This is a genomic window from Serratia sp. CY32780 (assembly GCF_052169135.1).
Lineage (GTDB): Bacteria > Pseudomonadota > Gammaproteobacteria > Enterobacterales > Enterobacteriaceae > Serratia > Serratia sarumanii.
On record NZ_JBJNLI010000006.1, the window covers coordinates 63476 to 89786 of the forward strand.

At 61.7% G+C, this 26311-nt stretch carries 24 protein-coding genes; 10 read left to right on the plus strand and 14 right to left on the minus strand.

The features are described from left to right. Positions 1–46 precede the first annotated feature (46 nt). Positions 47–1027: a LacI family DNA-binding transcriptional regulator gene (locus tag ACJ8HH_RS20770; RefSeq protein WP_039569200.1), complete on the plus strand. Its 981-nt coding sequence runs from the start codon at positions 47–49 to the stop codon at positions 1025–1027. Between the two features lie 191 nt (positions 1028–1218). Then, entirely contained in the window at positions 1219–2403 is a 1185-nt protein-coding gene (tsgA, locus tag ACJ8HH_RS20775; RefSeq protein ID WP_033636290.1) for an MFS transporter TsgA, read from the plus strand. A gap of 54 nt (positions 2404–2457) precedes the next feature. Here the strand turns inward: tsgA and ACJ8HH_RS20780 are convergent, their stop codons facing one another. Beyond that, positions 2458–3726 (minus strand): cytosine deaminase, encoded by a 1269-nt coding sequence (locus ACJ8HH_RS20780; RefSeq protein ID WP_033649318.1) that lies wholly within the window; start codon positions 3724–3726, stop codon positions 2458–2460. 303 nt (positions 3727–4029) lie between these two features. On the opposite strand from ACJ8HH_RS20780, the gene nirB reads away from it, so the two are divergent. From nirB to cysG, 4 genes are read left to right on the plus strand one after another with little or no spacing between them, the layout of a single operon-like run. Further along, positions 4030–6579 carry a nitrite reductase large subunit NirB gene (gene nirB / locus ACJ8HH_RS20785; RefSeq protein WP_033636292.1) on the plus strand — a complete coding sequence of 850 codons (2550 nt, stop codon included), beginning with the start codon at positions 4030–4032 and terminating at the stop codon, positions 6577–6579. After that, positions 6576–6902 carry a nitrite reductase small subunit NirD gene (nirD, locus tag ACJ8HH_RS20790; protein WP_019456155.1) on the plus strand — a complete coding sequence of 109 codons (327 nt, stop codon included), beginning with the start codon at positions 6576–6578 and terminating at the stop codon, positions 6900–6902. Before nirB ends, nirD begins: the two co-directional genes overlap by 4 nt. Before the next feature lie 16 nt (positions 6903–6918). Beyond that, positions 6919–7719 carry a nitrite transporter NirC gene (gene nirC, locus ACJ8HH_RS20795; protein ID WP_060452086.1) on the plus strand — a complete coding sequence of 267 codons (801 nt, stop codon included), beginning with the start codon at positions 6919–6921 and terminating at the stop codon, positions 7717–7719. Between the two features lie 50 nt (positions 7720–7769). Beyond that, entirely contained in the window at positions 7770–9173 is a 1404-nt protein-coding gene (gene cysG, locus ACJ8HH_RS20800; protein ID WP_033654856.1) for a siroheme synthase CysG, read from the plus strand. 51 nt (positions 9174–9224) lie between these two features. On the opposite strand, the gene trpS is transcribed toward cysG, so the two are convergent. The 12 genes from trpS to pilM form a co-directional block, all read right to left on the minus strand. Further along, complete coding sequence (trpS, locus tag ACJ8HH_RS20805; RefSeq protein WP_025304534.1) at positions 9225–10232, minus strand: tryptophan--tRNA ligase; 1008 nt, start codon at positions 10230–10232, stop codon at positions 9225–9227. A 2-nt stretch (positions 10233–10234) separates the two neighbouring features. Next, entirely contained in the window at positions 10235–10933 is a 699-nt protein-coding gene (locus ACJ8HH_RS20810; protein ID WP_060388415.1) for a phosphoglycolate phosphatase, read from the minus strand. After that, positions 10926–11603 (minus strand): ribulose-phosphate 3-epimerase, encoded by a 678-nt coding sequence (rpe, locus tag ACJ8HH_RS20815; RefSeq protein ID WP_004930320.1) that lies wholly within the window; start codon positions 11601–11603, stop codon positions 10926–10928. Before rpe ends, ACJ8HH_RS20810 begins: the two co-directional genes overlap by 8 nt. Before the next feature lie 51 nt (positions 11604–11654). Next, complete coding sequence (gene dam / locus ACJ8HH_RS20820; RefSeq protein ID WP_004930319.1) at positions 11655–12467, minus strand: adenine-specific DNA-methyltransferase; 813 nt, start codon at positions 12465–12467, stop codon at positions 11655–11657. Positions 12468–12551: 84 nt separating this feature from the next. Further along, positions 12552–13562, minus strand: a complete 1011-nt coding sequence (locus ACJ8HH_RS20825; RefSeq protein ID WP_033636298.1) for an SPOR domain-containing protein — start codon at positions 13560–13562, stop codon at positions 12552–12554. Positions 13563–13718: 156 nt separating this feature from the next. Then, complete coding sequence (gene aroB / locus ACJ8HH_RS20830) at positions 13719–14819, minus strand: 3-dehydroquinate synthase (RefSeq protein WP_033636299.1); 1101 nt, start codon at positions 14817–14819, stop codon at positions 13719–13721. 106 nt (positions 14820–14925) lie between these two features. Beyond that, the gene (gene aroK, locus ACJ8HH_RS20835; protein WP_004391482.1) at positions 14926–15447 is read right to left on the minus strand and encodes a shikimate kinase AroK; all 522 of its coding nucleotides are present in this window, start codon (positions 15445–15447) and stop codon (positions 14926–14928) included. Between the two features lie 349 nt (positions 15448–15796). Then, positions 15797–17041: a DNA uptake porin HofQ gene (hofQ, locus tag ACJ8HH_RS20840; protein ID WP_080311539.1), complete on the minus strand. Its 1245-nt coding sequence runs from the start codon at positions 17039–17041 to the stop codon at positions 15797–15799. After that, on the minus strand, positions 17038–17400 hold the full coding sequence (locus ACJ8HH_RS20845; protein WP_039569179.1) for a HofP DNA utilization family protein: 363 nt from the start codon (positions 17398–17400) through the stop codon (positions 17038–17040). Before ACJ8HH_RS20845 ends, hofQ begins: the two co-directional genes overlap by 4 nt. Beyond that, a complete protein-coding gene (locus tag ACJ8HH_RS20850) occupies positions 17393–17887 on the minus strand; it encodes a hypothetical protein (RefSeq protein ID WP_039569176.1) in 495 nt (164 codons plus the stop codon). Before ACJ8HH_RS20850 ends, ACJ8HH_RS20845 begins: the two co-directional genes overlap by 8 nt. Beyond that, entirely contained in the window at positions 17880–18419 is a 540-nt protein-coding gene (locus tag ACJ8HH_RS20855; RefSeq protein WP_033636303.1) for a PilN domain-containing protein, read from the minus strand. Before ACJ8HH_RS20855 ends, ACJ8HH_RS20850 begins: the two co-directional genes overlap by 8 nt. After that, positions 18419–19252 (minus strand): type IV pilus biogenesis protein PilM, encoded by an 834-nt coding sequence (pilM, locus tag ACJ8HH_RS20860; RefSeq protein ID WP_049235345.1) that lies wholly within the window; start codon positions 19250–19252, stop codon positions 18419–18421. The genes ACJ8HH_RS20855 and pilM overlap by 1 nt, the downstream gene beginning before the upstream one ends. A 121-nt stretch (positions 19253–19373) precedes the next feature. Here pilM and mrcA point away from each other — a divergent pair, with 121 nt between their 5' ends. Further along, positions 19374–21932 carry a peptidoglycan glycosyltransferase/peptidoglycan DD-transpeptidase MrcA gene (mrcA, locus tag ACJ8HH_RS20865; protein WP_033654851.1) on the plus strand — a complete coding sequence of 853 codons (2559 nt, stop codon included), beginning with the start codon at positions 19374–19376 and terminating at the stop codon, positions 21930–21932. 51 nt (positions 21933–21983) lie between these two features. On the opposite strand, the gene nudE is transcribed toward mrcA, so the two are convergent. Further along, entirely contained in the window at positions 21984–22538 is a 555-nt protein-coding gene (gene nudE / locus ACJ8HH_RS20870) for an ADP compounds hydrolase NudE (RefSeq protein ID WP_033636306.1), read from the minus strand. A 444-nt stretch (positions 22539–22982) separates the two neighbouring features. Between nudE and ACJ8HH_RS20875 the strand changes: the two genes are divergently transcribed. The 3 genes from ACJ8HH_RS20875 (at position 22983) to hslR (ending at position 26301) form a co-directional block, all read left to right on the plus strand. Beyond that, complete coding sequence (locus tag ACJ8HH_RS20875; protein ID WP_033649328.1) at positions 22983–25118, plus strand: intracellular growth attenuator family protein; 2136 nt, start codon at positions 22983–22985, stop codon at positions 25116–25118. A 98-nt stretch (positions 25119–25216) separates the two neighbouring features. Continuing rightward, the gene (gene yrfG / locus ACJ8HH_RS20880; protein WP_033636308.1) at positions 25217–25897 is read left to right on the plus strand and encodes a GMP/IMP nucleotidase; all 681 of its coding nucleotides are present in this window, start codon (positions 25217–25219) and stop codon (positions 25895–25897) included. Beyond that, on the plus strand, positions 25894–26301 hold the full coding sequence (gene hslR, locus ACJ8HH_RS20885) for a ribosome-associated heat shock protein Hsp15 (RefSeq protein ID WP_033636309.1): 408 nt from the start codon (positions 25894–25896) through the stop codon (positions 26299–26301). The genes yrfG and hslR overlap by 4 nt, the downstream gene beginning before the upstream one ends. Positions 26302–26311: the final 10 nt, after the last annotated feature.

The window sequence follows — 26311 nt, forward strand, 5'->3', positions numbered from 1 at the left end:
CGGCGCGCCGAACCCATTTTTTTAGCCGTAATTCAGGAGTGGGACGATGGTGACACTGGAAGATGTCGCAGCGCTGGCGGGCGTTTCGCGCGCCACCGTATCGCGCGTGGTGAATGGCGACAGCAACGTCAAGGCGCCGACCCGCGAGAAGGTTGAACGCGCCGTTGCCCAGCTCGGTTACACCCCCAACCCGGCGGCCCGCGCGCTCGCCTCCAGCCACAGCAATACCCTTGGGCTGGTCACCACCTCGTACCGCGGCGGCTTTTTCGGCGCGCTGATGGACTTCGTGCAGACCGAGGCCGAATCCCACGGCAAACAGCTGCTGGTGACCCAGGGCCGCAACAGCGCCGAAAACGAATGGCAGGCGGTGCAGCGGCTATTTAGCCTGCGCTGCGACGGCGTGATCCTGCACGTGCGTTTTCTCAGCGACGATCGGCTGCGCCAATTGGCGGCGGAGCAACGTGATTTCGTATTGCTCGATCGTCTGGTACCGGGGCTGGAAGACCGCTGCGTCACCTTCGATCACCCGCTCGCCAGCCGCATGGCGACGCAGCAGTTGCTCGATGCCGGGCACCGGCGCATCGCCTGTATCAGCGGCCCGCGTGAACGCCCGTCGAGCCGCCTGCGGCTGCAGGGGTTTGAAGAGGCGATGCAGGCGGCGAATATCGAGCCGGTGGCCTGCCTGGAGGGCGTCTACGATCTGGAAAGCGGTTACCGCTGCGCCGATCGGCTGCTGCGGCAAGCCGCGCGGCCCAGCGCCATCTACTGCTGCAACGAAGAGATGGCGATCGGCGCGCTGCTGGCGATCAACGAACACCGCCTGCGGGTGCCGCAGGATATCTCCTTGATCTGCTACGACAGCGGCGAACGCGCGCCTTTCGTGCGCCCGGCGTTGAGCAGCGTACATTTTCCCATCAGCGAGATGGCCCAATACGCGGCGCGCAGGTTGATCGACCCCGCCACCCCGGCGCACCGGTTTGAGCCGACGATCGTCAACCGTGATTCCGTTGTGACGGTACGCAAATAGATCACAATAATGCACACCAGCCCTTCATGGGTTACATCAAAAAATCGACAGCCATCACAAAAAATCCCGTTGTCTGTGCTAGGATCCGCCCCCTGGTGGCCTGATCGGGACTTTTTTCTGCGTTTGCCAGGAAAAGCCAGCGGCCTTATGCCAGCGTTAAAACCTCTAACAGACATATTCAGGCCTATACAATGAATGACAGTAACCGCATACGGCTTACCTGGATCAGCTTCTTTTCGTACGCGCTGACCGGTGCTTTAGTGATCGTCACAGGGATGGTGATGGGAAACATTGCAGAGTACTTTAACCTGCCGGTTTCCAGCATGAGCAACACCTTTACTTTCCTCAACGCCGGTATTTTGATTTCGATCTTCCTCAATGCCTGGCTGATGGAAATCATCCCGCTGAAGCGTCAGCTGATCTTCGGCTTTGTCCTGATGGTGCTGGCGGTCGCCGGGCTGATGCTCGGCAAGAGCCTGACCATGTTCTCGCTGTGCATGTTTATCCTCGGCGTGGTTAGCGGTATCACCATGTCGATCGGCACCTTCCTGATCACCCACATGTATGCCGGCCGCCAGCGCGGTTCGCGCCTGTTGTTCACCGACTCCTTCTTCAGCATGGCCGGGATGATCTTCCCGATCGTCGCCGCGATGCTGCTGGCCCGCCACATCGGCTGGTACTGGGTTTATGCCTGCATCGGCCTGCTGTACGTGGGGATCTTCGTGCTGACCCTGTGCTCCGAATTCCCGGTGCTGGGCAAGAAAGGCGCCGACGCCGGCCAGCCGGTCGAGAAAGAAAAATGGGGCATCGGCGTGCTGTTCCTGTCGATCGCCGCGCTGTGCTACATCCTCGGCCAGCTGGGATTCATTCAGTGGGTGCCTGAGTACGCCACCAAGTCGTTCAACATGGACATCGGCCAGGCCGGTAAGCTGGTGAGCGACTTCTGGACCTCTTACATGGTCGGCATGTGGGTGTTCAGCTTCATCCTGCGCTTCTTCGATCTGCAGCGCATCGTGACCGTGCTGGCCGCACTGGCTACCGGCGCGATGTACCTGTTCGTCAGCACCGACAACCCGGAGCACCTGGGCTACTACATCATGGCTCTGGGCTTCGTTTCCAGCGCCATCTACACCACGCTGATCACCCTCGGCTCGCTGCAGACCAAGGTCTCCTCGCCGAAGCTGGTCAACTTTATCCTGACCTGCGGCACCATCGGCACCATGTTGACCTTCGTGGTTACCGGCCCGATCGTGGCGAAAGGCGGCGCGCACGCGGCGCTGACCACCGCCAACGGCCTGTATTTGGCGGTGTTCGTGATGTGCCTGCTGCTGGGCTTCGTGACCAAGCACCGCAGCCACGGCCACGTGACGCACTGATTTCTTCGCATCAAAGACATCAGGGGCGCCCGCAAGGCGCCCTTTTTTTGCGCCTTAACGCCGAAAATCCACCGTTTCATCCTGCTGCAGATGCAGCGTGGTTTCCGCCGGCCGCGTTTCGGCGATCACCGCCCCCTGGCGAATCGAGTAGCGCACCGGCGTCTGGCGGCGCACCGCGTCGAAGCCGCTTTCCGCCGGCAGGATCACCAGGTTGGCGCTGTTGCCGGCCGCCAGGCCGTAGTCGCTCAGGTTAAGGGTGCGCGCGCTGTGGCTGGTGATCAGCTTCAGCCCGTCGTCGATCTGGCCATAGCCCATCAGCTGGCACACGTGCAGCCCCATATGCAGCACCTGCAGCATGTTGGCGGTGCCGAGCGGATACCAGGGATCGAACACGTCGTCGTGGCCGAAGCAGACGTTGATCTGCGCCTCCAGCATCTCCTTCACCCGCGTTACGCCGCGCCGTTTCGGGTAGCTGTCGAAACGGCCCTGCAGGTGAATGTTCACCAGCGGATTGGCGACGAAGTTGATGCCGGACATTTTCAGCAGGCGGAACAGCCGCGAGGCGTAAGCGCCGTTGTAAGAGTGCATCGCCGTGGTGTGGCTGGCGGTGACTTTCGCCCCCATCTCCAGCTTCAGCGCCAGCGCCGCCACGGTCTCGACGAAGCGCGATTGTTCGTCGTCGATCTCATCGCAGTGCACATCCACCAGCCGATCGTATTTTTGCGCCAGCGCAAACGCCTTATGCAGCGATTCCACGCCGTACTCGCGGGTGAATTCGAAATGCGGAATGGCGCCCACCACGTCGGCCCCCAGCCGCAGCGCCTCTTCAAGCAGCGCTTCGCCGTTGGGGTAGGAAAGGATCCCCTCCTGCGGGAAGGCGACGATCTGCAGCGTCACCCAGGGCGCCACCTCCTGTTTCACCTCCAGCATGGCGCGCAGCGCGGTCAGCGTGGGATCGGAAACGTCGACGTGGGTGCGCACATACTGCACGCCGTTGGCGATCTGCCACTTGAGCGTTTGCCAGGCGCGCTGTTTGACATCTTCATGGGTCAGCAACGCTTTGCGTTCGGCCCAGCGCTCAATGCCCTCGAACAGCGTGCCGGACTGGTTCCAAGCCGGCTGACCGGCGGTTTGCGTGGTATCCAGGTGAATATGCGGTTCGACGAACGCCGGCAGCGCCAGCCCGCCCTGCGCATCCAACACGTCGCTGCGCCACTCCTGCCCTTCCGGCTGCGGCACCAGATGCGCGATGCGCCCCTGCTCAATCGCCAGTTGCCACAATCCTTCATGCCCGCTTAAACGCAGGTTATCGATAAACTTCAATGGACGTTTCGCCACCCTTCACCTCTGCCGTTGCGCTGGTTTTCTTCATCATACTGGCAGCGGATCGCGCTGACAAAGTCACCGTTGCCTGCCTACCCCCTGTGTTTACTCCCTGCGGGGTAGTTTGCATGCAAACTGACTCGCTTCAGCTAAAGGTGAATAAAATCCGCAACTTATCAAAAAACGTGAAAAATCATCCATATACCACGTTAGAGGTATATGAGGGTGTGATTGATTTGCATCAATAAATTGCCCATTGGGAGAGATAAGGTAAGCCTAGGAAACCAGAATTTTGAGGCAATAATGAGCAGAGTCAAACTTGCCGTCGTCGGCAATGGCATGGTCGGCCACCGGTTCATCGAAGATCTGTTGGATAAAGCAGACAAAGACCAGTTCGAAATCACCGTATTTTGCGAAGAGCCGCGCATCGCTTACGATCGCGTGCACCTCTCTTCCTACTTCTCGCACCACACCGCCGAAGAGCTGTCGCTGGTGCGCGAAGGCTTTTACGAAAAACACGGCGTGAAGGTGCTGGTCGGCGAGCGCGCCATCACCATCAATCGCGACGAGAAGGTCATCCACTCCAACACCGGCCGCACCGTCTATTACGACAAGCTGATCATGGCCACCGGTTCCTATCCGTGGATCCCGCCGATTAAAGGTTCGGATAGCCAGGACTGCTTCGTTTACCGCACCATCGAAGACCTGAACGCCATCGAAGCCTGCGCGCGCCGCAGCAAACGCGGTGCGGTGGTCGGCGGCGGGCTGTTGGGGCTGGAAGCCGCCGGCGCGCTGAAAAGCCTGGGGGTGGAAACGCACGTGATCGAGTTCGCCCCGATGCTGATGGCCGAACAGCTCGACCCGATGGGCGGTGACCAGCTGCGCCGCAAGATCGAGCGCATGGGCGTCAAGGTACACACCGGCAAAAATACCCAGGAGATCGTCAACGGCGGCGGCACCGCGCGCAAAACCATGCATTTCGCCGACGGCAGCCTGCTGGAAGTGGATTTCATCGTGTTCTCCACCGGCATTCGCGCCCAGGACAAGCTGGCGCGCCAATGCGGGCTGGAGATTGGCCGCCGCGGCGGCATCGCCATCAACGACAGCTGCCAGACGTCGGATCCGGACGTCTACGCCATCGGTGAGTGCGCCGCCTGGCGCGATCGCACCTTCGGCCTGGTGGCCCCGGGTTACAAAATGGCGCAGGTGGCCGTCGATCACCTGCTGGGCCGCGAAAACGGCTTCCAGGGCGCCGACATGAGCGCCAAGCTGAAGCTGCTGGGCGTGGACGTCGGCGGCATCGGCGATGCTCACGGCCGCACCGAGGGCGCCCGCAGCTACGTTTATCTGGATGAAAGCAAAGAAGTCTACAAACGCATCGTGGTCAGCGCCGACAACAAAACCCTGCTCGGCGCGGTGCTGGTGGGCGACACCAGCGATTACGGCAATCTGCTGCAGCTGGCGTTGAACGGCATCGAGCTGCCGGAAAACCCGGACGGCCTGATCCTGCCGGCTCATGCGGGCAGCAAACCGGCCATCGGCGTGGATTCGCTGCCGGAAAGCGCGCAGATCTGCTCCTGCTTCGACGTCAGCAAAGGCGACATCATCCAGGCGGTCAACAAAGGCTGCCACACCGTGGCGGCGCTGAAGGCCGAAACCAAGGCCGGCACCGGCTGCGGCGGCTGCATCCCGCTGCTCACCCAGGTGTTGAACGCCGAGCTGAGCAAGCAAGGCATCGAGGTCAACCATCACCTGTGCGAACACTTCGCCTATTCGCGCCAGGAGCTGTTCCACCTGATCCGCGTCGAAGGCATCAAGTCGTTCGAGGCGCTGCTGGCCAAATACGGCAAAGGCTACGGCTGCGAAGTCTGTAAGCCGACCGTCGGCTCGCTGCTGGCTTCTTGCTGGAACGAATACATCCTCAAGCCGCAGCATACGCCGCTGCAGGATACCAACGACAACTTCCTCGGCAATATCCAGAAAGACGGCACCTACTCGGTGATCCCGCGCTCCGCCGGCGGCGAAATCACCCCGGACGGCCTGCTGGCCATCGGCCAGATCGCCAAGGAGTACAACCTCTACACCAAAATGACCGGTTCGCAGCGCATCGGCATGTTCGGCGCGCAGAAAGACGATCTGCCGGCCATCTGGCGCAAGCTGCTCGCCGCCGGCTTTGAAACCGGCCACGCGTATGCCAAGGCGCTGCGCATGGCGAAAACCTGCGTCGGCAGCACCTGGTGCCGCTACGGCGTCGGCGACAGCGTCGGCTTCGGCGTCACGCTGGAGCATCGCTACAAAGGTATCCGCACCCCGCACAAAATGAAGTTCGGCGTCTCGGGCTGTACCCGTGAATGCGCCGAAGCGCAGGGCAAGGACGTTGGCATCATCGCCACCGAGAACGGCTGGAACCTATATGTCTGCGGCAACGGCGGCATGAAACCGCGCCACGCCGATCTGCTGGCCGCCGACCTCGATCGCGAGACCCTGGTGCGCTACCTCGACCGCTTCATGATGTTCTATATCCGCACCGCCGATAAGCTGCAACGCACCTCGGTGTGGCTGGAGAGCCTGGAAGGCGGCATCGATTACCTGCGCAAGGTGATCATCGACGACAAGCTCGGCATCAACGACCAGCTGGAAGCGGAGATCGCCCGCCTGCGCGATGCGGTGATCTGCGAGTGGAAAGAGACCGTCGAGCACCCGGAAACGCAGCTGCGCTTCGCCCACTTCGTCAACAGCCCGCTGCGCGATCCGAACGTGCAGGTGGTGGCCGAACGCGACCAGCACCGCCCGGCGCGCCCTGACGAGCGCATTCCCGTCACCCTGATCGATACCGAGGAGAGCCACGCATGAGCCAGTGGATTACCGTTTGTCCCGTCGCCGACATTCTGCCCGGCACCGGCGTGTGCGCCCTGATCGGCGATCGGCAGGTGGCGGTGTTCCGCCCCTATGCCGACGAGCAGGTGTTCGCCATCAGCAATATCGACCCGTTCGCCCAGGCCAGCGTGCTGTCGCGCGGCCTGATCGCCGAGCATCAGGGCGAACTGTGGGTCGCCAGCCCGCTGAAGAAACAGCATTTCCGCCTGTACGACGGCCACTGTCTGGAAGACGACAGCCGTTCCGTCGCCAGCTTCGCCAGCCGGGTGGTCGACGGCATCGTGCAAGTCGCGGCATAACCTTTCGGGAGGCAACATGTTTACCGACACGATCAACAAATGCGCCGCCAACGCGGCGCGCATCGTCCGCCTGGCGAAGGAGAGCCCGCTCGGCTTTTGGATCAGCTCGGCGATGGCGGGCGCCTACGTCGGCCTCGGCATCATCCTGATCTTCACCCTCGGCAACCTGGTCGACCCAAGCGTGCGGCCGCTGGTGATGGGCGCCACCTTCGGCATCGCGCTGACGCTGGTGATCATCGCCGGTTCCGAGCTGTTCACCGGCCATACGATGTTCCTGACGCTCGGCGTCAAGGCCGGCACCATCCGCCAAAGCCAAATGTGGGCGGTGCTGCCGCAAACCTGGCTCGGCAACCTGCTCGGCTCGGTGCTGGTGGCGCTGATGTATTACTACGGCGGCGGCAGCCTGCTGCCGGTGGATACCAGCCTGGTGCACAGCGCCGCGCTGGCGAAAACCACCGCGCCGGCCGAAGTGCTGTTCTTCAAGGGCGTATTGTGCAACTGGCTGGTCTGCCTGGCGATTTGGATGGCGATCCGCGTCGAAGGCGCCGCCAAATTCATCGCCATCTGGTGGTGCCTGCTGGCCTTTATCGCCTCGGGTTACGAACACTCCGTCGCCAACATGACGCTGTTCGCCCTCTCCTGGTTCGGCAACCACAGCGAGGCCTACACCCTCGCCGGCATTGGCCACAACCTGCTGTGGGTGACGCTGGGCAACATCCTGTCCGGCTCGGTGCTGATGGGCCTGGGGTATTGGTACGCTACGCCGCGCGCCGAACGCCCGCAGGCGGCGAAAGTCGCCGCACGTCAGACCGCCTGAGTTTTCGGGGGCGCATTTCGCCCCCACACTGATTCTCCCGAGGAGTGCCGATGGACTACCTGCCGATTTTCTGCCAACTGCAACACAAAGCCTGCCTGCTGGTGGGCGGCGGCGAGATCGCCGAACGCAAGGCGCGCCTGCTGCTGGACGCCGGCGCGGCGCTGACCGTCAACGCCCTGGCATTCAGCCCACAGTTCCACCACTGGGCTGAAAAAGGCCTGCTGACGCTGGCCGAGGGCGAATTCAGCCCGGCCCTGCTGGCGGAAAAATGGCTGGTGATCGCCGCTACCGACCGGCTGGAAGTCAACGCACTGGTGTATCAGTGCGCCAACCAGCAGCGGGTGTTCTGCAACGTGGTGGACGATCCAAAACGCGCCAGCTTTATCATGCCGTCGATCATCGACCGTTCGCCGATCATGGTGGCGGTGTCCTCCGGCGGCAAAGCGCCGGTGCTGGCGCGGCTGCTGCGCGAGAAGCTGGAAGCGATGCTGCCGCAGCACCTCGGCAAGCTGGCCCAGCTGGGCGGCTCGCTGCGGCAGCGGGTAAAACAACGCTTCAGCAGCCTCGGCGCGCGCCGTCGCTTCTGGGAACGGTTATTCGCCCACGATCGGCTGGCGCAGTCGCTGGCCAACGACGACGCCGCGCTGGCCGAACGCCAGCTCGAGCAGCTGTTCAGCGAACGGCCGGAAGATCGCGGTGAAGTGGTGCTGGTGGGCGCCGGGCCGGGCGATGCCGGCTTGCTGACGCTGAAAGGGCTGCAGCAGATCCAGCAGGCTGACGTGGTGGTTTACGACCGGCTGGTCTCCGAAGAGATCATGACGCTGGTGCGCCGCGACGCCGAACGCATCTTCGTCGGCAAACGCGCCGGCCACCACTGCGTGCCGCAAGAGCAAATCAACCAAATCCTGCTGCAGCAGGCGCTGCAAGGCAAACGCGTGGTGCGCCTGAAGGGCGGCGATCCCTTTATCTTCGGCCGCGGCGGCGAAGAGCTGGAGACGCTGGCGGACGCCAACGTGCCGTTCTCGGTGGTGCCGGGCATTACCGCCGCCTCCGGCTGTTCCGCCTACAGCGGCATCCCGCTCACCCACCGCGACCATGCGCAGAGCGTGCGCCTGGTGACCGGCCACGCCAAGGCCGACGGCGGATTGGACTGGGCGACGCTGGCCGCCGGGCAGCAGACGCTGGTGTTCTATATGGGGCTAACGCAGGCAGCGGAGATCCAGCGCCAGCTGATCGCACACGGCTTGCCGGCCGCCACACCGGTAGCGCTGGTGGAAAACGGCACGTCCTGCCGCCAGCGGGTGATCGAAGGCGAGCTCGGCCAACTGGGCGCCTTGTCCCTGCAGGCCGCCAGCCCCAGCCTGATCATCGTCGGCAGCGTGGTCAGCCTGCGCAGCAAGCTCAATTGGTTCGCCAGCGAGGAACCGCCCGCCGGCCTGGCGCAAATGGCGTGATACCGACGTAAAAAAAGCGGCCTTTGGCCGCTTTTTCTATTCGCGCCGGCGTTACGCCTGCGGCGGTACGAAACCGACGGCCTGATAGACCTTCGCCAGGGTTTCCTGCGCGCGCGCGCGGGCCTTGGCGGCGCCGTCGCGCATCACCTGCTGCAGATAGGCTTCGTCGTTGCGGAAGCGATGGTAGCGCTCCTGCAGCTCACCCAGCATGCCGGAGACGGCTTCCGCCACCGCGCCTTTCAGGTGGCCGTACATCTGGCCCTCGAACTCGGCTTCCAGCTGCGCGATGCTCTTGCCGGTCACGCCGGCGAGGATATCCAGCAGGTTGGAGACGCCCGCCTTGTTGACCACGTCGTAACGCACGACAGGCGGCTCTTCCGAGTCGGTCATTGCGCGTTTGATCTTCTTGGTCACCGCTTTCGGATCTTCCAGCAGGCCGATCACGTTGTTGCGGTTGTCGTCCGACTTGGACATCTTCTTGGTCGGCTCCTGCAGCGACATGACGCGCGCGCCGGATTTAGGAATGAACGGCTCCGGCACTTTGAACACGTCGCCGTACAGCGCGTTAAAACGCTGGCCTACGTCGCGGCTCAGTTCCAGGTGCTGTTTCTGGTCTTCGCCCACCGGCACCTGATTGGTTTGATACAGCAGGATATCGGCCGCCATCAGCACCGGATAGCTGAACAGCCCGGCGTTGATGTTCTCCGCGTAGCGCGCGGATTTGTCCTTGAACTGCGTCATGCGGCTCAGTTCGCCGAAATAGGTGTAACAGTTCAGCACCCAGCTCAGCTGCGTGTGCTCAGGCACGTGCGACTGCACGAAGATGGTGCTTTTTTCCGGATCGATACCGCAGGCCAGGTACAGCGCCAGCGTATCCAGCGTGGCCTTGCGCAGCTTCTCGGCGTCCTGGCGCACGGTGATGGCATGCAGATCGACGATGCAGTAGATGCAGTCGTAGTCGTCCTGCATCTGCACCCACTGACGCAGCGCACCCATGTAGTTGCCGATGGTCAGTTCGCCGGACGGCTGCGCGCCGCTAAATACGATGGGCTTACTCATGTTTAAATTTCCTGATTCTCTAAAGATGACAGCCCAAGAGCGGGCAACAAATCGGCGAAGCGCTCCAACACCCGATCGGGGTGGCTCAGGGCGATCGATTCGCCGTAGTTATAACCGTAGGTAAAGCCGACGCTCGGGCAACCGGCACCCTGCGCGGCTTGAATATCGTTGCGCGAGTCGCCGACGAACAGCAGTTCATGCGCCCGCAGCCCAAGCTTGCCGAGCACCAGGTACAGCGGCGCCGGATGCGGTTTCTTTTCCGTCACGTCGTCGCCGCCGATCACCAGCGAGAAATAGTCGCCAATGCCCAGCGCCGCCAGCAGCGGTGCCACGAACGGCGTCGGCTTGTTGGTCACCAATGCCATCGGGTAACCGTGCGCGGCCAGCCGGGCCAGCGTCTCTTGCACCTGCGGGAACAGGCGGCTGCCGCTGTCGACGGTCTGCGCGTAGAAATGGTCGAAGCGTTCACGCAGCCGGCTGCACTGCTCCGGCGTGCCTTCCGCTTCCGCCCAGCGCAGCGCGCGCTGCACCAGCACGTCGGCGCCGTTGCCGATCCAGGTGCCGACCCGTTCTTCACCCGCTTGCGGCAGGCCCGTATCTTCCAGCGCCATATCGATGGCGGCTGCCAGACCCGGCGCGCTGTCGACCAGCGTGCCGTCCAGATCGAAGGCCAATGCGCGGATCGCGCCGAAATCAGCCATGGGTAACCTTCGCCAGCTCGCTGCGCATCTCGTCGATCACCTTGCGGTAGTCCGGCTGGCCAAAGATGGCGGAACCGGCGACGAACATATCGGCGCCCGCGGCGGCGATTTCGGCAATGTTGTCCACCTTCACCCCGCCGTCGACTTCCAGGCGGATATCGCGGCCGCTGTCGTCAATCAGCTTGCGCACCTGGCGCAGCTTGTCCAGAGTGCCGTGAATGAACGACTGGCCACCGAAGCCCGGGTTAACCGACATCAGCAGGATCACGTCGATTTTATCCATCACGTAATCGAGGTAGCTCAGCGGCGTGGCCGGGTTGAACACCAGGCCGGCTTTACAGCCGTGCTCTTTGATCAGCTGAATGGTGCGATCGACATGCTCGGAAGCTTCGGGGTGGAAAGAGATATAAGACGCGCCGGCCTTGGCGAAATCAGGCACGATGCGATCCACCGGCTTGACCATCAGGTGCACGTCAATCGGTGCGGTAATGCCGTAGTTGCGCAGCGCTTCGCACACCATCGGGCCGATGGTCAGATTGGGCACGTAGTGGTTGTCCATCACGTCGAAGTGCACCACGTCGCCGCCTGCGGCCAGCACGTTGGCGGTATCTTCACCTAACCGGGCAAAATCTGCCGACAGAATGGACGGGGCAATCAAAAACTTTTTCATCCGCTTCTCCAAACGTAGGGTCGAGTTGTTATGCGCCGGGATGCCCCCGGCTTAGCGATACAGCGCCAAAAGCTCGTTCACTTTGCTGCGGCCGAGAATGTTGCGGCTGATCGTGCGGCGCGCTTTCACCACATACAGCGCGGCATGCTGGTACCAGTCGCGCGTCAGCTCGGTATCGTGATTGGAGATCAATACCGGTACCTGGCTCTCTACCGAGAGCTGGTGCGCCAGATGCGCCAGGCTCTGCTGATCGGCGATGCTGAAGCTGTTGGTGTGGTAGGCGGTGAAATTCGCCGTCGCCGACAGCGGCGCATAAGGCGGATCGCAATACACCACGGCGCCGGCCACGGCCTTCGCCATGGTATCGCGGTAATGCTCGCAGACAAAAGTGGCATTGCGCGATTTTTCGGCAAACCAGTAGAGCTCTTCTTCCGGGAAGTACGGTTTCTTGTACCGGCCAAACGGCACGTTGAACTCGCCGCGCAGGTTATAGCGGCACAGGCCGTTATAGCAGTGGCGGTTCAGGTACAGGAACAGCAGCGCCCGGCGGTAAGGCTCGGTGCTAGTATTGAACTCTTCTCGCAGCAGGTAAAACTGATCCGAGTTATTGAATTCATCGGCGAAAAGCGTGCGGGCATCGCGCACGAAGTCATCCGTGCGCAGCTTAACGATGTTATACAGGTTGATAAGATCGCTATTGATGTCGGCGAGAATGTAGGCGTCGTAATCCGTATTCAGAAAGACGGATCCCGCACCCACGAAGGGCTCGATTAAGCAGTCTCCCGCCGGCAGATGGCGACGAATCTCATCTACCAGCGGGTATTTTCCACCAGCCCATTTTAAAAAAGCGCGGTTTTTCTTCATGCCGTCAATTAGCTACTTATACAATTCAGAGCGGCGGATTGTACTCTGTTTCAGACAGCACATCAGCGCACAAATTTAAATGATTTATTTTTTAAGATCTTGCTGCACTTGGTGTACAGGTCGGACCCACGGTTTTTTCGCCTGCACATCCGCCGGCAACGAAGCAATGGCGCGCTTCGCTTCTGCGGAAGACGCATAGTTGCCGCTTACCAGCACGTACCACGGTTTGCCGTCACGCTTGGTGGCGTACACCAGGTAGTTCTGCAGCTTCTGCTGTTTGGCGTAGGCGTTCAGCGTATCGGAACGCGAAGCGCTGCTCAGCTGCAAGGTATAGTGGCTGCCTGGCGCAGACTGCAGCGAACTGCCGCTGCTGGCAACCGCTCCCGCTTTCGCGGTAGAAGACGGCTTGGCAGGCGGCGTATACACCGTGGTCGGTGATTTATGCTGCGTCGCGCTCGGCTTGGCGGCGGTTTTCGCCGGCGTTTTATGCTGTTGCTGCGCGGTGCCCTGCACAGGGCGAGTCGTTTCGCGCGCCGCGGCGCCGCTCATCACCGTCGCCGGTGCGGTCGGCAGCGTCGAGGCTGCGCCGGTCATGCCCTGGGTCGCGGCATCCACCTGCCCTTGCTGCTGCGACAGCGCATCCGCCATGTTGCCAGGCAGATCGACGCGCTGCTGCGCACCGCCCTGCTGAGGCTGAGTTTGCGCTTCGGTCGGCGTGCCGGAGATCGGCGGAACGCTGACGTTCTGCGGTTGCTGCGGCTGAGTCGCGCTCACGCCGTTGTTGTCATGGGTATCCGTGGTGCCGCCCGGCACGCCGTTATTGGCGGTGGTCAGCGACGAAGAACCGGACAGGTTGATATCGCGGGCCGCGCCGTTTTGCGCGCCGCTATCCTGAGCCGCTTCATGCTTGGTCGGCGCCTTCAAGGCGGAACCGATGCCGATAATCAGCAGCAACAGCACCAAAATGCCGATGCCGATCATCAAATGCTGGCGCGAAACGGCGAAGCGCGGCGCGGCGGCCGGCTTGCGCGAACGCGTAGGACGACGATCGCTGCTATCAGGTCTGAGATCGTCTTCCGGTTTAAACTCGTCCATCTGAAACCCTCCAACTAGAGGCAAAAGCCCACCACCGTAGACCTACCGTGGCACGGGCAGATTAACCCGATGATGGCAAAGCGACACCCGTCGTGCTCTGCTCACTGTATTAATATAGATGCAAATGGCGGCTAAGCCACTGTTACTTAGTCCGATTTAATTACGCTGCTGCTCAGGCAGGCAGGCGGCGATCGACGCCAACACCAGCTCATGCCCTACGCCGCCGCGCACTTCCGCCGCACCTATCGCGGTCGGCAGCACCAGACGCAGTTCACCCGCCAGCACTTTCTTGTCGCGCAGCATGTGCGGCAGATAGGATTCCGGCGTCATTTCCTGCGGCCCGCAGACCGGCAAGCCGGCCCGCAGCAGCAGCGCTTTGATGCGTTCGATATCTTCAACCGAGAACTGGCCGAGACGGCGCGCGGTTTCCGCCGCCATCACCATGCCCGCAGCCACCGCTTCGCCGTGCAGCCATACGCCGTAGCCCATTTCGGCTTCGATGGCGTGGCCGTAAGTATGGCCCAGATTCAGCAAGGCGCGCAGGCCGCTTTCGCGTTCGTCGGCGGCCACGACCTCGGCCTTCAGCTCGCAGCAGCGGCGGATACAGTACGCCAACGCCTGCATATCCAGCGCCATCAGCGCATCGATGTTGTTTTCCAACCAGACGAAGAACTCGCGATCGAGGATGATCCCGTATTTGATGACTTCAGCCAGGCCGGAAGAGAGTTCACGCGTCGGCAACGTTTTCAGGCAATCCAGATCAACCACCACCGAAGCGGGTTGATAGAAAGCGCCGATCATATTTTTGCCGAGCGGGTGGTTGACGGCGGTTTTGCCGCCTACGGAGGAGTCCACCTGCGACAACAGCGTGGTGGGAACCTGAATAAAGCGCACGCCGCGTTGGTAGCACGCGGCGGCGAAGCCGGTCAGATCGCCGACCACGCCCCCGCCGAGGGCGATCAGCGTGGTATCGCGCCCGTGCGGTTTTTCAAGCAGCGCCGAAAACACCTGCTCCAACACCGCCAGAGATTTGTACTGTTCACCATCGGGAAGGATCACCTGATCCACCACGACGCCCCCCTGCTCCAGCACCTGCCGGACACGCTCCAGATAAAGCGGCGCCAGGGTCTGGTTGGTGACCAACATCGCTTGCTCACCCGCCTTCAACGGCATAAAAGAAGCCGGATCGTTAAACAATCCGGCGGCGATGGTAATCGGGTAGCTGCGCTCCCCAAGCGTTACAGTAATTCTCTCCATGTCGCGCTCAGTTCTCTGTATGGTGCGGCGGTGGTTGATCCCCGCAACAGCGGGGAACACAAATCAGTTTTCCGCATTGGCCGACGGCGAACGCGAAAATCGGCAATCAGTTGCTTTCCAGCATGTTGATGATCTGGTTGGCAACCACTTTAGCGCTCTGATCGTCGGTGCGGATGGTGACATCGGCAATCTCTTCATACAACGGATTGCGCTCTTTCGCCAAGGCTTCCAGCACTTCACGCGGCGGAGAATCAACCTGCAGCAGCGGGCGTTTTTTATCACGCTGGGTACGAGCCAGCTGCTTCTCGATCGTGGTTTCAAGATAGACCACCACGCCGCGCGCGGACAGACGGTTGCGCGTTTCGCGCGACTTCACCGAACCGCCGCCGGTCGCCAACACAATCCCTTGTTTTTCCGTCAGTTCATTAATGACTTTTTCTTCACGATCGCGGAAACCTTCTTCCCCTTCCACGTCGAATACCCAGCCCACGTCAGCTCCGGTACGTCGCTCAATTTCTTGATCGGAGTCGAAGAACTCCATATTGAGTTGCTGAGCTAACTGACGGCCAATAGTGCTTTTGCCGGCACCCATAGGCCCAACCAGAAAGATATTGCGTTTCTCTGCCATGTTTTTCGGTATTACTAAGACAATTCGTTAATGTTAACCCGCCCCGCCAATCAAATCAGCGGCGGGACCTAAACTGAAACCTCATGAGCGATAGTGCGAGATCAGACGAAAAATTATCTCAACACTCTTGGTAGTTTGGCAACCGAATAAATCGCAATCCACGCCGCGGGAGGGAAACCATATGTTTTTAACGGCGTCTTGACGCTAACAAAAAACCTCGGTGCTCAATTCGGTAACCCTTGTAAGCTAAATCGGCCGCAGCGTCAAACGCAGATCCCCCCAAGGGGATAAAAAAGTGTATCTGCACATCAACTTTAGGAGATTTGCCGCCCGGCCGACAGGCAGCCGCTTATCCCTTAATCAGGGTCGGCGTAATGAAGATCACCAGCTCGCGTTTTTTCTGTTGCGCGCCGCTTTGCCGGAACAAGCCCCCCAGCAGTGGTGCATCGCCCAATCCCGGCACCTTGTCCGCCGTCTTGCCGCTATGCCGTTGAAAAATACCACCGAGCACCAGGGTTTCGCCGTTTTTCACCGTGATCTGCGTCTTAATCTCCTGTTTATCGATGGTCAGCGCTTCCCCCGCGCCCCGGCTGATGGCGCGCCCCGGCATATTTTGGCTGATGTGCAGCGTCAGCGTGATGCGTCCGTCCGGCAACACCTTGGGCGTCACCTCCATGCCCAGCACCGCCTCTTTGAACTCGATCGCGGTCGCACCGCTGGCGCCGCTCGACACTTCGTAAGGGATCTCGGTTCCCTGTTTGATACTGGCGGTTTGCAGATGCGCCGTCAGCAGGCGCGGGCTGGCGATGATCTCCACCTGATTCTCCTGCTCCAGCGCCGTCAGCTCGAGGCTCAGCAAACGCCCGCTGATGCGCGCCAGGTGGAAACCGGCGTTCACCGCGCTGCGCTCCAGCGGCAGGTTGACGCCGAGATTGCCCGGCCGCAGCGGCCGCGTCGGCCTGTCGTCGGGCGCCAATCCCCAACGCACGCCGAGTTCACGCAGGCTTTCGCTGTTGATGGTCACGATATGCGCCGCCAGCTGCACCTGTGCCAGCGGCGCGTCCATTTCCGTCACCCGTTTTTTCAACTGCGCCAGGATTGGCGCGGTGTCGCGCAGCAGCAGCGTATTGGTGCGCTTATCCGCCAGCACGCTGCCACGCTCGCTGAGCAAGGTGCCGCGTTGGGCATTGAGGCTTTCGGCAATCTCCGCCGCATCGCCGTTTTGTAACGTCAGGGTCAGGCTGTGCAGCGGTTGCCGCTGCGCCAGCGCTTCTCGCTGCTGTCTTTTTTCCTGCGCGTCCGGCTCCGGGGCGATCAGCATTACGCTCCCCTCCCGCGTCATCGTCAGCTTGCCCATACGCAGGGTCAGCGCCAGCGCCTGAGGCCAGGGCACATTCTCCAGCCGCAGCGTCAGGTTGCCGCTCACGCCGGGCGCGGCGATCAGGTTCATCTGCCGATAATCCGCCAGCGCCTGCAGGATGACCGTCACCGGCGCATCCTGAAACTCCAGGGAAACCTGCTGTTTATCCTGCGCCTGCGCGGCGCCGAGCGCCAGGCACCACAGCGCCACGCCCAATCCAGCGCGTCCTTTCATGGTTTGCCATCCTTGTTGTTGTCCATCATGAGCGAGATGTCGCCCTGGCTCGCCGGGCAATCCGGTTCGGCCGCCAGCGCCGTTAGCGTCAGGCTGCGCGCCTGCACCTGCGTCACCTGCCAGCGCTCGGCCAGTACCCGCTGCTGCGGCCGCAGGCGTAGCCATTGCCCCGCCGGCGTCACCACCCAGCCATAGCGCAGCGCCGGATGCCCGATGACGCCTTTCAGTCGCCAGCCCGCGGGCGATGCCTCCGTTTGGGCACAAGCAGGCAGCGGAGGCGGCGCAAACGGATCGCGCGGCTCAGCGCATAAGGCCCACGGCCATAGCAGCCACCACCAACGGCCAGGTCTTTTACTCATCGGCCTGCTCCTCGGCGGCATCCTGTAAAACCAACCGCGCCGTCATGCCCTGCGGCGGTGTCTCCACGCTCAGCTGCTGGAGGCGCAAATCGGCGGGCAGCGCCTCCAGCAGCACCAGCAAACCGGCGTAGTCAATGCGCAAGCTCAGCGTTTGCCGCGGCGGTTTTTCCTGCCGCTGCCAGCGCAACAAGGCGCCCCCCGCTCGTTGCAGCACGCTCGCCAGATCGCCGGTGGCGATCGGCGCAAGCGGCGCCGCCGGGATAGCGGTTTGCGGCACCTCGTCCAGTTGGCGTTGCACCATGGCGATCTGTTGCAACAGGCGCTGTTGCCGCTCCGCCGCGCTTTCCCGCTGACGCCATTCGTCTTGCAGCATCCAGCCGCCGCCCAACAGCGCCAACGCGCCAATGCCCAGCCCTTGCGCCACCAGCAATAGCCAACCCGGCAAGCTCAGCCAGAAGCGCAGCCCGGATGACAAACGGCTATCCATCACGCCCCCAGCGCGCCGCCAGGTGAAAGGAGTACAGGCCGTCTTCGCGTTGCGCCACCTCCGCCAAACGCAGCCGTGGCAACGCAGGCATCCCCGCCAGCCGTCGTTCGAACTGCGTGATGGCCGCAGGAGAACGGCTCAATCCACGCAGCCGCAGGCCGTTCGCCGCATCGCTGTCCAGCGCCGTGAGCCACAGCGGGGGAGGAACGCTGGAGGACAATTGCTGCAGCAGCTGCAAATAACGCCGGTTATGTTGGGCGTTGCTCGCCTGCCGTTCGGCGCGGACGCTGTGCAACGCTCGCTGCGCCCGCTCTTGCTGCTGCTGGCGGACGAGCAACGTCAATGCCGCCAGCTCTTCACCCAGCATCGCCAGCCGCGCCTGCCGCTGCGCCTGTTGATGCCGCAGCTGGCCGGCGATCAGGAACAGTGCCAGCAGCAGCGCCGCTACCTGCAACAGCAGCACGCCCAGCCAGAAATAGCCGCGCCGCCGCTCGCGGCGCTGGCGCCAGGGCAGAAAGTTGACCTGATACATCAGCGATCCTCCTCGCGCAGCGCCAGACCACCGGCCAACGCGAACGCCGAAGGATGCGCAGGCAACGGCGGACGCAGCTGCGTGAAGGCGCTGAGCGGCGACCAACCAAGGCAACCGGCGGGCAAGGCTCCCGCCAGCACGCCGCCGGCATAGACCGGCCGATCGTCGCCCACCGGCATCTGGGCTTGCAGCGCCCGCAGCGCCTGCGCGTCATCGTCGCCCGGCGCCAGACCAAAAGCGAACGCGCCGTCGGCCGGCGCCACCCACAGCCATTCTCGTTCGAGACGGTGCATCAGCCCCGCAGCGGGCGGCACGCCTGCCGCCGTCGCCATCATGCGCAGCGCACAGGGGGTGATATCGACCGCTTGCGGATGCAGGCCAGCCTGACGCAGACAATGCAGCCACTGCTGCAGCTCCTGCCGCCGCGCAGCGGTCAACAGCAGCGCCGCCTCATCCGCCGGCGCGGCGCGATAGTCGAGCACCAACGTCTGGCCGTCGAGCGGGAACTGCTTCAAACCGTGGCCACCGATATAGTCGCTGCGTTCCGGCTCGCGCAGCCGCGCGTCCGGCTGCGTCATGCGCTGCTGTAACACGCGCTGCGCCGGCAGAGCAATGCGTAAGGAAATATGTCGCGGCAGCTGGACGCGCCATTGCCGCAGCGCCCGGATCAGGAATTCGGAAGGTTGCAGGCAGCCATCGCGCAAAACCGCCTGCGGCAGCGCCTGCTGCCACCAGTGGCGCAACTGCCAGCCGTTGCGGCGGCGTTGAGCCGCCACCGCCCGCACGCAGTCGATTTGTATATCCAGCCCTACCTGCCATGCTTGAGGGAACATGTTTCGCAAGCCTCCATAACATCAGATGATAAAAGAACATATCCATGTCGCAGGCTTGCCTTTATACTACCGCGCGGTTGTTTATAAACTGCCCAAATGACTTAGAAATGGGAAATCTCAGGTGAAGTTCGTAAAGTATTTTCTAATCCTTGCAGTATGTTGCATCGTGCTGGGAGCAGCCTCGATTTTTGGCTTGTACAAATATGTCGAGCCACAGCTGCCCGACGTCGCAACGCTGAAAGATGTGCGGCTGCAGATACCGATGCAGGTCTACAGCGCCGATGGCGAACTGATCGCCCAATACGGCGAGAAGCGCCGCATTCCGCTGAAACTGGATCAAATTCCGCCGGTGATGGTGCACGCATTCATCGCCACCGAAGACAGCCGCTTCTATGATCACCACGGCGTCGATCCGGTCGGCATCTTCCGCGCCGCCTCCATCGCGCTGGTCTCCGGCCACGCTTCACAGGGGGCCAGTACCATTACCCAACAGCTGGCGCGTAACTTCTTCTTAAGCCCGGAACGCACCCTGATGCGTAAAATCAAGGAAGCTTTCCTGGCGGTGCGCATCGAGCAGATGCTCACCAAAGATGAAATCCTTGAGCTGTATCTGAACAAGATCTATCTGGGTTACCGCGCCTACGGCGTGGGCGCCGCCGCGCAGGTCTATTTCGGCAAAGACGTCAGCCAGCTGACCCTGAGCGAAATGGCGACCATCGCCGGCCTGCCGAAAGCGCCGTCCACCTTCAACCCGCTCTATTCGCACGATCGCGCCGTTGCCCGTCGCAACGTGGTGCTGTCGCGCATGCTGGACGAACACTACATCACGCAGGCGCAGTACGATCAGGCGCGTTCCGAAGATCTGGTCGCCAATTACCATGCGCCGGAAATCAGCTTCTCCGCGCCGTATCTCTCCGAGATGGTGCGTCAGGAGATGATCAAGCGCTACGGTGAAAACGCCTATACCGACGGTTACAAGGTTTACACCACCGTCACCAAACGGCTGCAGCTGGCGGCGCAGGAATCGGTGCGCAACAACGTGCTGGCCTATGACATGCGCCACGGCTATCGCGGGCCGTCCAACGTGTTGTGGAAAGTCGGCGAAGCGGCCTGGGATCGCAAACAGATTGTCGATTCGCTGAAAAACCTGCCGAACTACGGCCCGTTGGCGCCGGCGGTGATCACCGCCGCCAACCCGCAGGAAGCGACGGCGATGCTGGCCGACGGCAGCAGCATTGCCCTGCCGATGGCGACCATGCGCTGGGCGCGGCCATATCGCTCAGACACTCAGCAAGGCCCAACGCCGAAACGCGTCACCGACGTGGTGCAGGCCGGCCAGCAGGTATGGGTGCGCAAAGTGAACGACGCCTGGTGGCTGTCGCAGGTGCCTGACGTCAACTCGGCGCTGGTCTCGATCAACCCGAACGACGGCGCGGTGAAAGCGCTGGTCGGCGGCTTCGATTTCAACCAGAGCAAATTCAACCGCGTCACGCAGGCGCTGCGCCAGGTAGGTTCGAACATCAAACCGTTCCTGTACACCGCCGCGATGGATAAAGGCCTGACGCTGGCCACCATCCTGAACGACTTGCCGATCACCCGTTGGGATGCCGGCGCCGGCACCGACTGGCGGCCGAAGAACTCGCCGCCGACCTACGACGGCCCGATTCGTCTGCGGCAGGGGCTGGGGCAATCGAAGAACGTAGTGATGGTGCGCGCGATGCGCGCGATGGGCGTCGACTACGCGGCGGAATATCTGCAGCGCTTCGGCTTCCCGGCGCAGAATATCGTGCATACCGAATCGCTGGCGCTGGGTTCCGCCTCCTTCACCCCGATGCAGCTGGTGCGCGGCTACGCGGTGCTGGCGAACGGCGGTTACCTGGTCGATCCGTACTTCATCACCAAAATTGAAGACGACAACGGCAATACGGTGTTCGAAGCCAAACCGAAAGTGGTGTGCAGCAGCTGCAACCTGCCGGTGATCTACGGCGACACCCACCGCTCGGCGGTGCTGTCCGACGACAACATCGAAAACGTCGCCACCTCGCAGGAAGGCAACAACAGCACGGTGCCGATGCCGCAGCTGGAGCAGGTCACCCCGGCTCAGGTACAGCAGGACGGCGATCAACAGTATGCGCCGCACGTCATCAGCACACAGCTGGCCTTCTTGATCCACGACGCGCTGAACAGCAACATCTTCGGCGAACCGGGTTGGATGGGTACAGCCTGGCGTGCCGGGCGCGATCTGAAACGTCATGATATCGGCGGCAAAACCGGTACCACCAACAGTTCCAAGGACGCCTGGTTCTCCGGCTATGGCCCGGATACCGTGACCTCGGTGTGGATCGGTTTCGACGATCACCGCCGCGATCTGGGCCGGTCGACGGTATCCGGCGCCATCCCGGATCAAATTTCCGGCGGTGAAGGCGGTGCCAAGAGCGCCCAGCCAGCGTGGGACGACTTCATGAAGACCGCGCTGGAAGGCATCCCGGAGCAGAAAGTCACGCCGCCGCCGGGCATCATCAGCGTCACCATCGACAAGAGCAGCGGCAAGCTCTCTGGCGGTGGCGGCGGCAGCCGTTCCGAGTACTTCATCGAAGGAACTCAGCCGACGGACTACCCATCGCGCGATACCGGCACCACGTTGACCGATCCGGGCGGTGAAAGCCACGAGCTGTTCTGATCGAAAAGGGCCAGAGAAATCTGGCCCTTTTTTTGTTCGGTGCGAAGCGTATCAGCGCGATGCGCGCAAAAACGCCTCGGAGAGGAACAGCGCGCTGACGTTGCGCGCCTCACGGAAATCCGGTTCCGCCAGCAGCGCCATCATGTTGGCGATCGGCCAGCGCACCTGCGGCAGGGGCTCTGGTTCATCCCCTTCCAGGCTCTGCGGATAGAGATCGTGCGCCAGCACGATATTCATTTTGCTTGAAAAGTAGGATGGCGCCATCGTCAGCTTGCTGAGAAAATCAAAGCGCTTCGCGCCGAATCCCACCTCTTCCATCAGCTCGCGGTTGGCCGCCTCCAGCACGCCCTCACCGGGATCGATAAGCCCTTTCGGGAACCCCAGCTCATAGGATTCGGTGCCCACCGCATATTCGCGGATCAGCAGCAGATCATCGCCAATCACCGGCACGATCATCACCGCTTCGCGATCCGAAGGCCGCATGCGCTCATACACCCGCCGAACCCCGTTGCTGAATTCCAAATCGACCGACTCGACGTTGAACAAACGCGAACGCGCGACCGTTTCCACTTTCAGAATTTTAGGTTTTTGCAGGTGTTTATCCATGATTGCCTCAAAAAGGTTACCCAGACGTGGACGGGGCAACCGAAATAATGATTGGCGTAACGCACGGCTCGTAGGCGCTCAAACGCTGACCAAATTCGATCCTGATCACATTGTGCGTTAAGGGCAAGCTCCGCCGCAACGCGCATGAGCAGTAATTTACTTTCTTTTAACAAGCGTAGCCAGCGGCCGGCGATTTTCCGTACTGATTCAGCAAACAGCGTGCAAGAAAATAGGATAATGCCGATATCGACGGCAGAGGCCGGTTGCTAGTATCACGCAGGCAAGAATCAGTGATAAAATGGCCTTGCGTCATGAAGGAATGAGATCCAGAGCGAGAATCTGTTTGTTCCCTCATTAGTTCTGGGTGCCTCCTGGCGGTTTACTCCGTATAATATTCAGCTTTTCATCAGGTTGGCGAAATTCACGGTGTGAGATGGGGATTGCATGAGCACAATAGTGTTGATATTGGCCTTAGTGCTTGTCTGTCTGATTGCCGCCGGTCTGTACCTGTGGTTCAAGGCCCGCAACCCGTCGGCGCTGGCGCACGCGCTGCCGTTTATCAAACCAGCCCACCGCAAGCTGACCGACGAAGAGCGCGCCGCGGTCGAATTCTACCTCAATCAGCAAAACAAGCTGAGCAACAAACTGTTGCCCGGCGGCGGCGCTACGCTGCCCGCGGCCAAGCTGGCGCTCACCCCGCAAAGCGATAACGTTTATCCCGTCACGCACGCCATCACCCGCTACGGGCTGGCCAGCGACGATCCCAATAAATGGCGCTATTACCTCGACGCTGAAGAGGTGCATCTGCCGCCGTTCTGGGAGCCCTATATCACCGCCGACAACCATGTGGAAGTGATCAGAACCCAGACGCTGCCACTGGTGATTTCGCTCAACGGGCATTCGCTGAAAGATCATATTCACGACCGGCCGCAGCCGCCGGTGGTGACCGCCGCGCCGACCAAAAACGCGTCCATCCGCAAGGAGGAGAGTGAGCATGTCGAGCTGGTCAATATTCGCAAGGAAACGCCGGAAGAGCATGCGCTGAACCGGCCGAACGGCATCCGTGAAGCCGTTATCATCTCCGTTGCGCTGCTGCTGCTGTTCTTCAGCCTGATAAGCCCGGTGCTGGTGATCCCCTGGATGATTTTCGTGGCGGTGCTGATGATCGCCTGGGGATGCTGGAATCTGTTCCGTCGCCCGGCCTCACGCGAGCTGAAGGAGATCCACTGTCTGCGCGGTACGCCGAAGCGCTGGGGCCTGTTCGGCGAATCCGGCCAGGGGCAGATCAGCAACATTTCGCTCGGCATCATCGATCTTATCTACCCGCCGCATTGGCAACCTTACCTGACGCAGGACCTGGGCAAGACCACCGACGTGGACGTCTACCTCAATCGGCAGGTGGTGCGCCAGGGGCGCTTCCTCTCGCTGCATGACGAAGTGAAGAACTTCCCGCTGCAGCAGTGGGGCCGCAACGCGGTGCTGGTCGCCAGCTCGGCGCTGGTGCTGCTGTTGCTGCTGATCTATATCCCGCTCAACCTGCCGCTGACCCTCAGCATGGCCTGGCTGCAGGGCGCGCAAAAAGTGGAAGTGACCAGCGTACAGGCGCTGGAGGCCACGCCGCTGCGCATCGGCGACACGCTGAAAGTGCGCGGCAGCGGCATGTGCTATGTGCCGCCGCCGGCCAACGGTGGCGGCGCCGCCAATTTCGCGCCGTTCGACTGCTCCGGCATTTATTGGAACAACGCCGCCCCGCTGCCGCAGCCGGAATCGGAAGTCATAGACAAAGCGACGGCCCTGCTGGCTACGGTCAACAGCCAGCTGCATCCGAGCGGCGCCGATCAGAAGGTCAACCCGCAGTTGGCCAGCGCCATTGAGAAATCCGGCATGATCCTGTTGGATGACTTCTCTGATATCGTTCTGAAAACACAGGATTTGTGTCAGGCAGAAAACGACTGCGTGCGGTTGAAAAACGCCCTGGTCAACCTGGGTAACGCCAAAAACTGGAGCGGTTTGGTGAAACGCGCCAGATCCGGCGCGCTGCAAGGCGTCAACGTGCTGCTGCGCCCGGTGAGTGCCGAATCGCTGGACAGCCTGACCAAAGTGGCCACGTCGTCGTTCATCTTCAATGAAACGCGTCTGGCCGCCGCGGCGCTCAACAGCCCGCCGCCGGGCGGTTTCCTGATCCGCAGCGACGAAGGCCGCCAGCTGGTCAGCCACCCGCAATCTTCGGCGCCGCAGAGCGAATACAACGCCCTCGACCAGTGGAATGAGCTGCAGCGCCTTTCCACTCTGCTGCTGCATACCCCGTTCCAGGCGCAGGGGGTGATCACCAGCCTCAGCGTCGACGCCAACGGCACCCGCCACGTGGCGCTGCACAGCGAACCGGACATGATCACCCTGTGGCGCTACCTCGGTACCAGCCTGCTGTTGCTGGCGGTGGTCATCAGCCTGGGCTATAACGCCTGGCGGCTGGTGCAGCGTCGGCGCATCAATCAGCACCGCGTCGCCGATATCCAGCGTTACTACGACAGCTGCTTCAATCCGCAGCTCAATCCGATGTCGATGCGGCCGATGGCCTGAACCTGGCGTCGGGGCCTCCGCCCTGTCATCTGCTTATGCTACGCTAACGCTATTATTCTCATCTGCGGACCGCCCGTCGGTCCGCCCGTGGAGTTTTTATGGTTCCCGAGTTTGATTGGCCGCAGATCGATACCGTGCTGCTGGATATGGACGGCACCTTGCTGGATCTGGAGTTCGACAGCCACTTTTGGCTCAGCCTGGTGCCGCAGGCGCTGAGCGAAAGGCGCGCCATTCCGTTCGACGAAGCCCGCAATATCATTGAGCGGGAATATCAGGCGGTGCAGCACACCATGAACTGGTATTGCTTCGATTACTGGAGCGAGCGGTTGGATCTGGATATCTACCGCATGACCAGCGAAGTGGGCAGCCGCGCCCGGCTGCGCGAAGACACCGAGCCGTTTTTACAGGCGCTGCGCGACGCCGGCCTGCAAACCATTTTGCTGACCAATGCGCATCCGCACAGCCTGGCGGTGAAAATCGAGCATACCGGCCTCGATCGGCACCTTGATTTATTGTTTTCCACCCACACATTTGGTTATCCGAAAGAAGATCAGCGTCTGTGGCAGGCGGTGCAGCAGCACACCGGATTCAATCCGCAGCGCACGCTGTTCGTCGACGACGGCGAGCCGATCCTCGACGCGGCGCGCGCTTTCGGCATTCGTTACTGCCTGGGCGTGCAAAACCCGGACTCCAGCACGGCGGAAAAAAGCTTCCAGCGCCATCCGTCGATGCGCGACTATCGCCTGCTGATACCGGCGCTGGCCAAGGGGGAAGCATGAAGGAAAAAGCGACGCGCGACGACGCGGTCCGGCTGGACAAGTGGCTGTGGGCCGCACGCTTCTACAAGACCCGCGCGCTGGCGCGCGAAATGATCGACGGCGGCAAGGTGCATTACAACGGCCAGCGCGGCAAGCCGAGCAAGATTGTCGAACTCAACGCCGAGCTCAAGCTGCGGCAGGGTAACGAAGAACGAACCGTGATCGTGCTGGCGCTGAGCAGCCAACGCCGCGGCGCCGGCGAGGCGCAGCAAATGTATCAGGAAACCGAAGCCAGCATCGCCAACCGCGAAAAAATGGCGCTGGCGCGCAAGATGAACGCGTTGACCATGCCGCATCCGGACCGCCGTCCGGACAAAAAGGAGCGGCGCGACCTGATGAAATTTAAATTTGGTGAGCCGGAATAACCCCTCACCG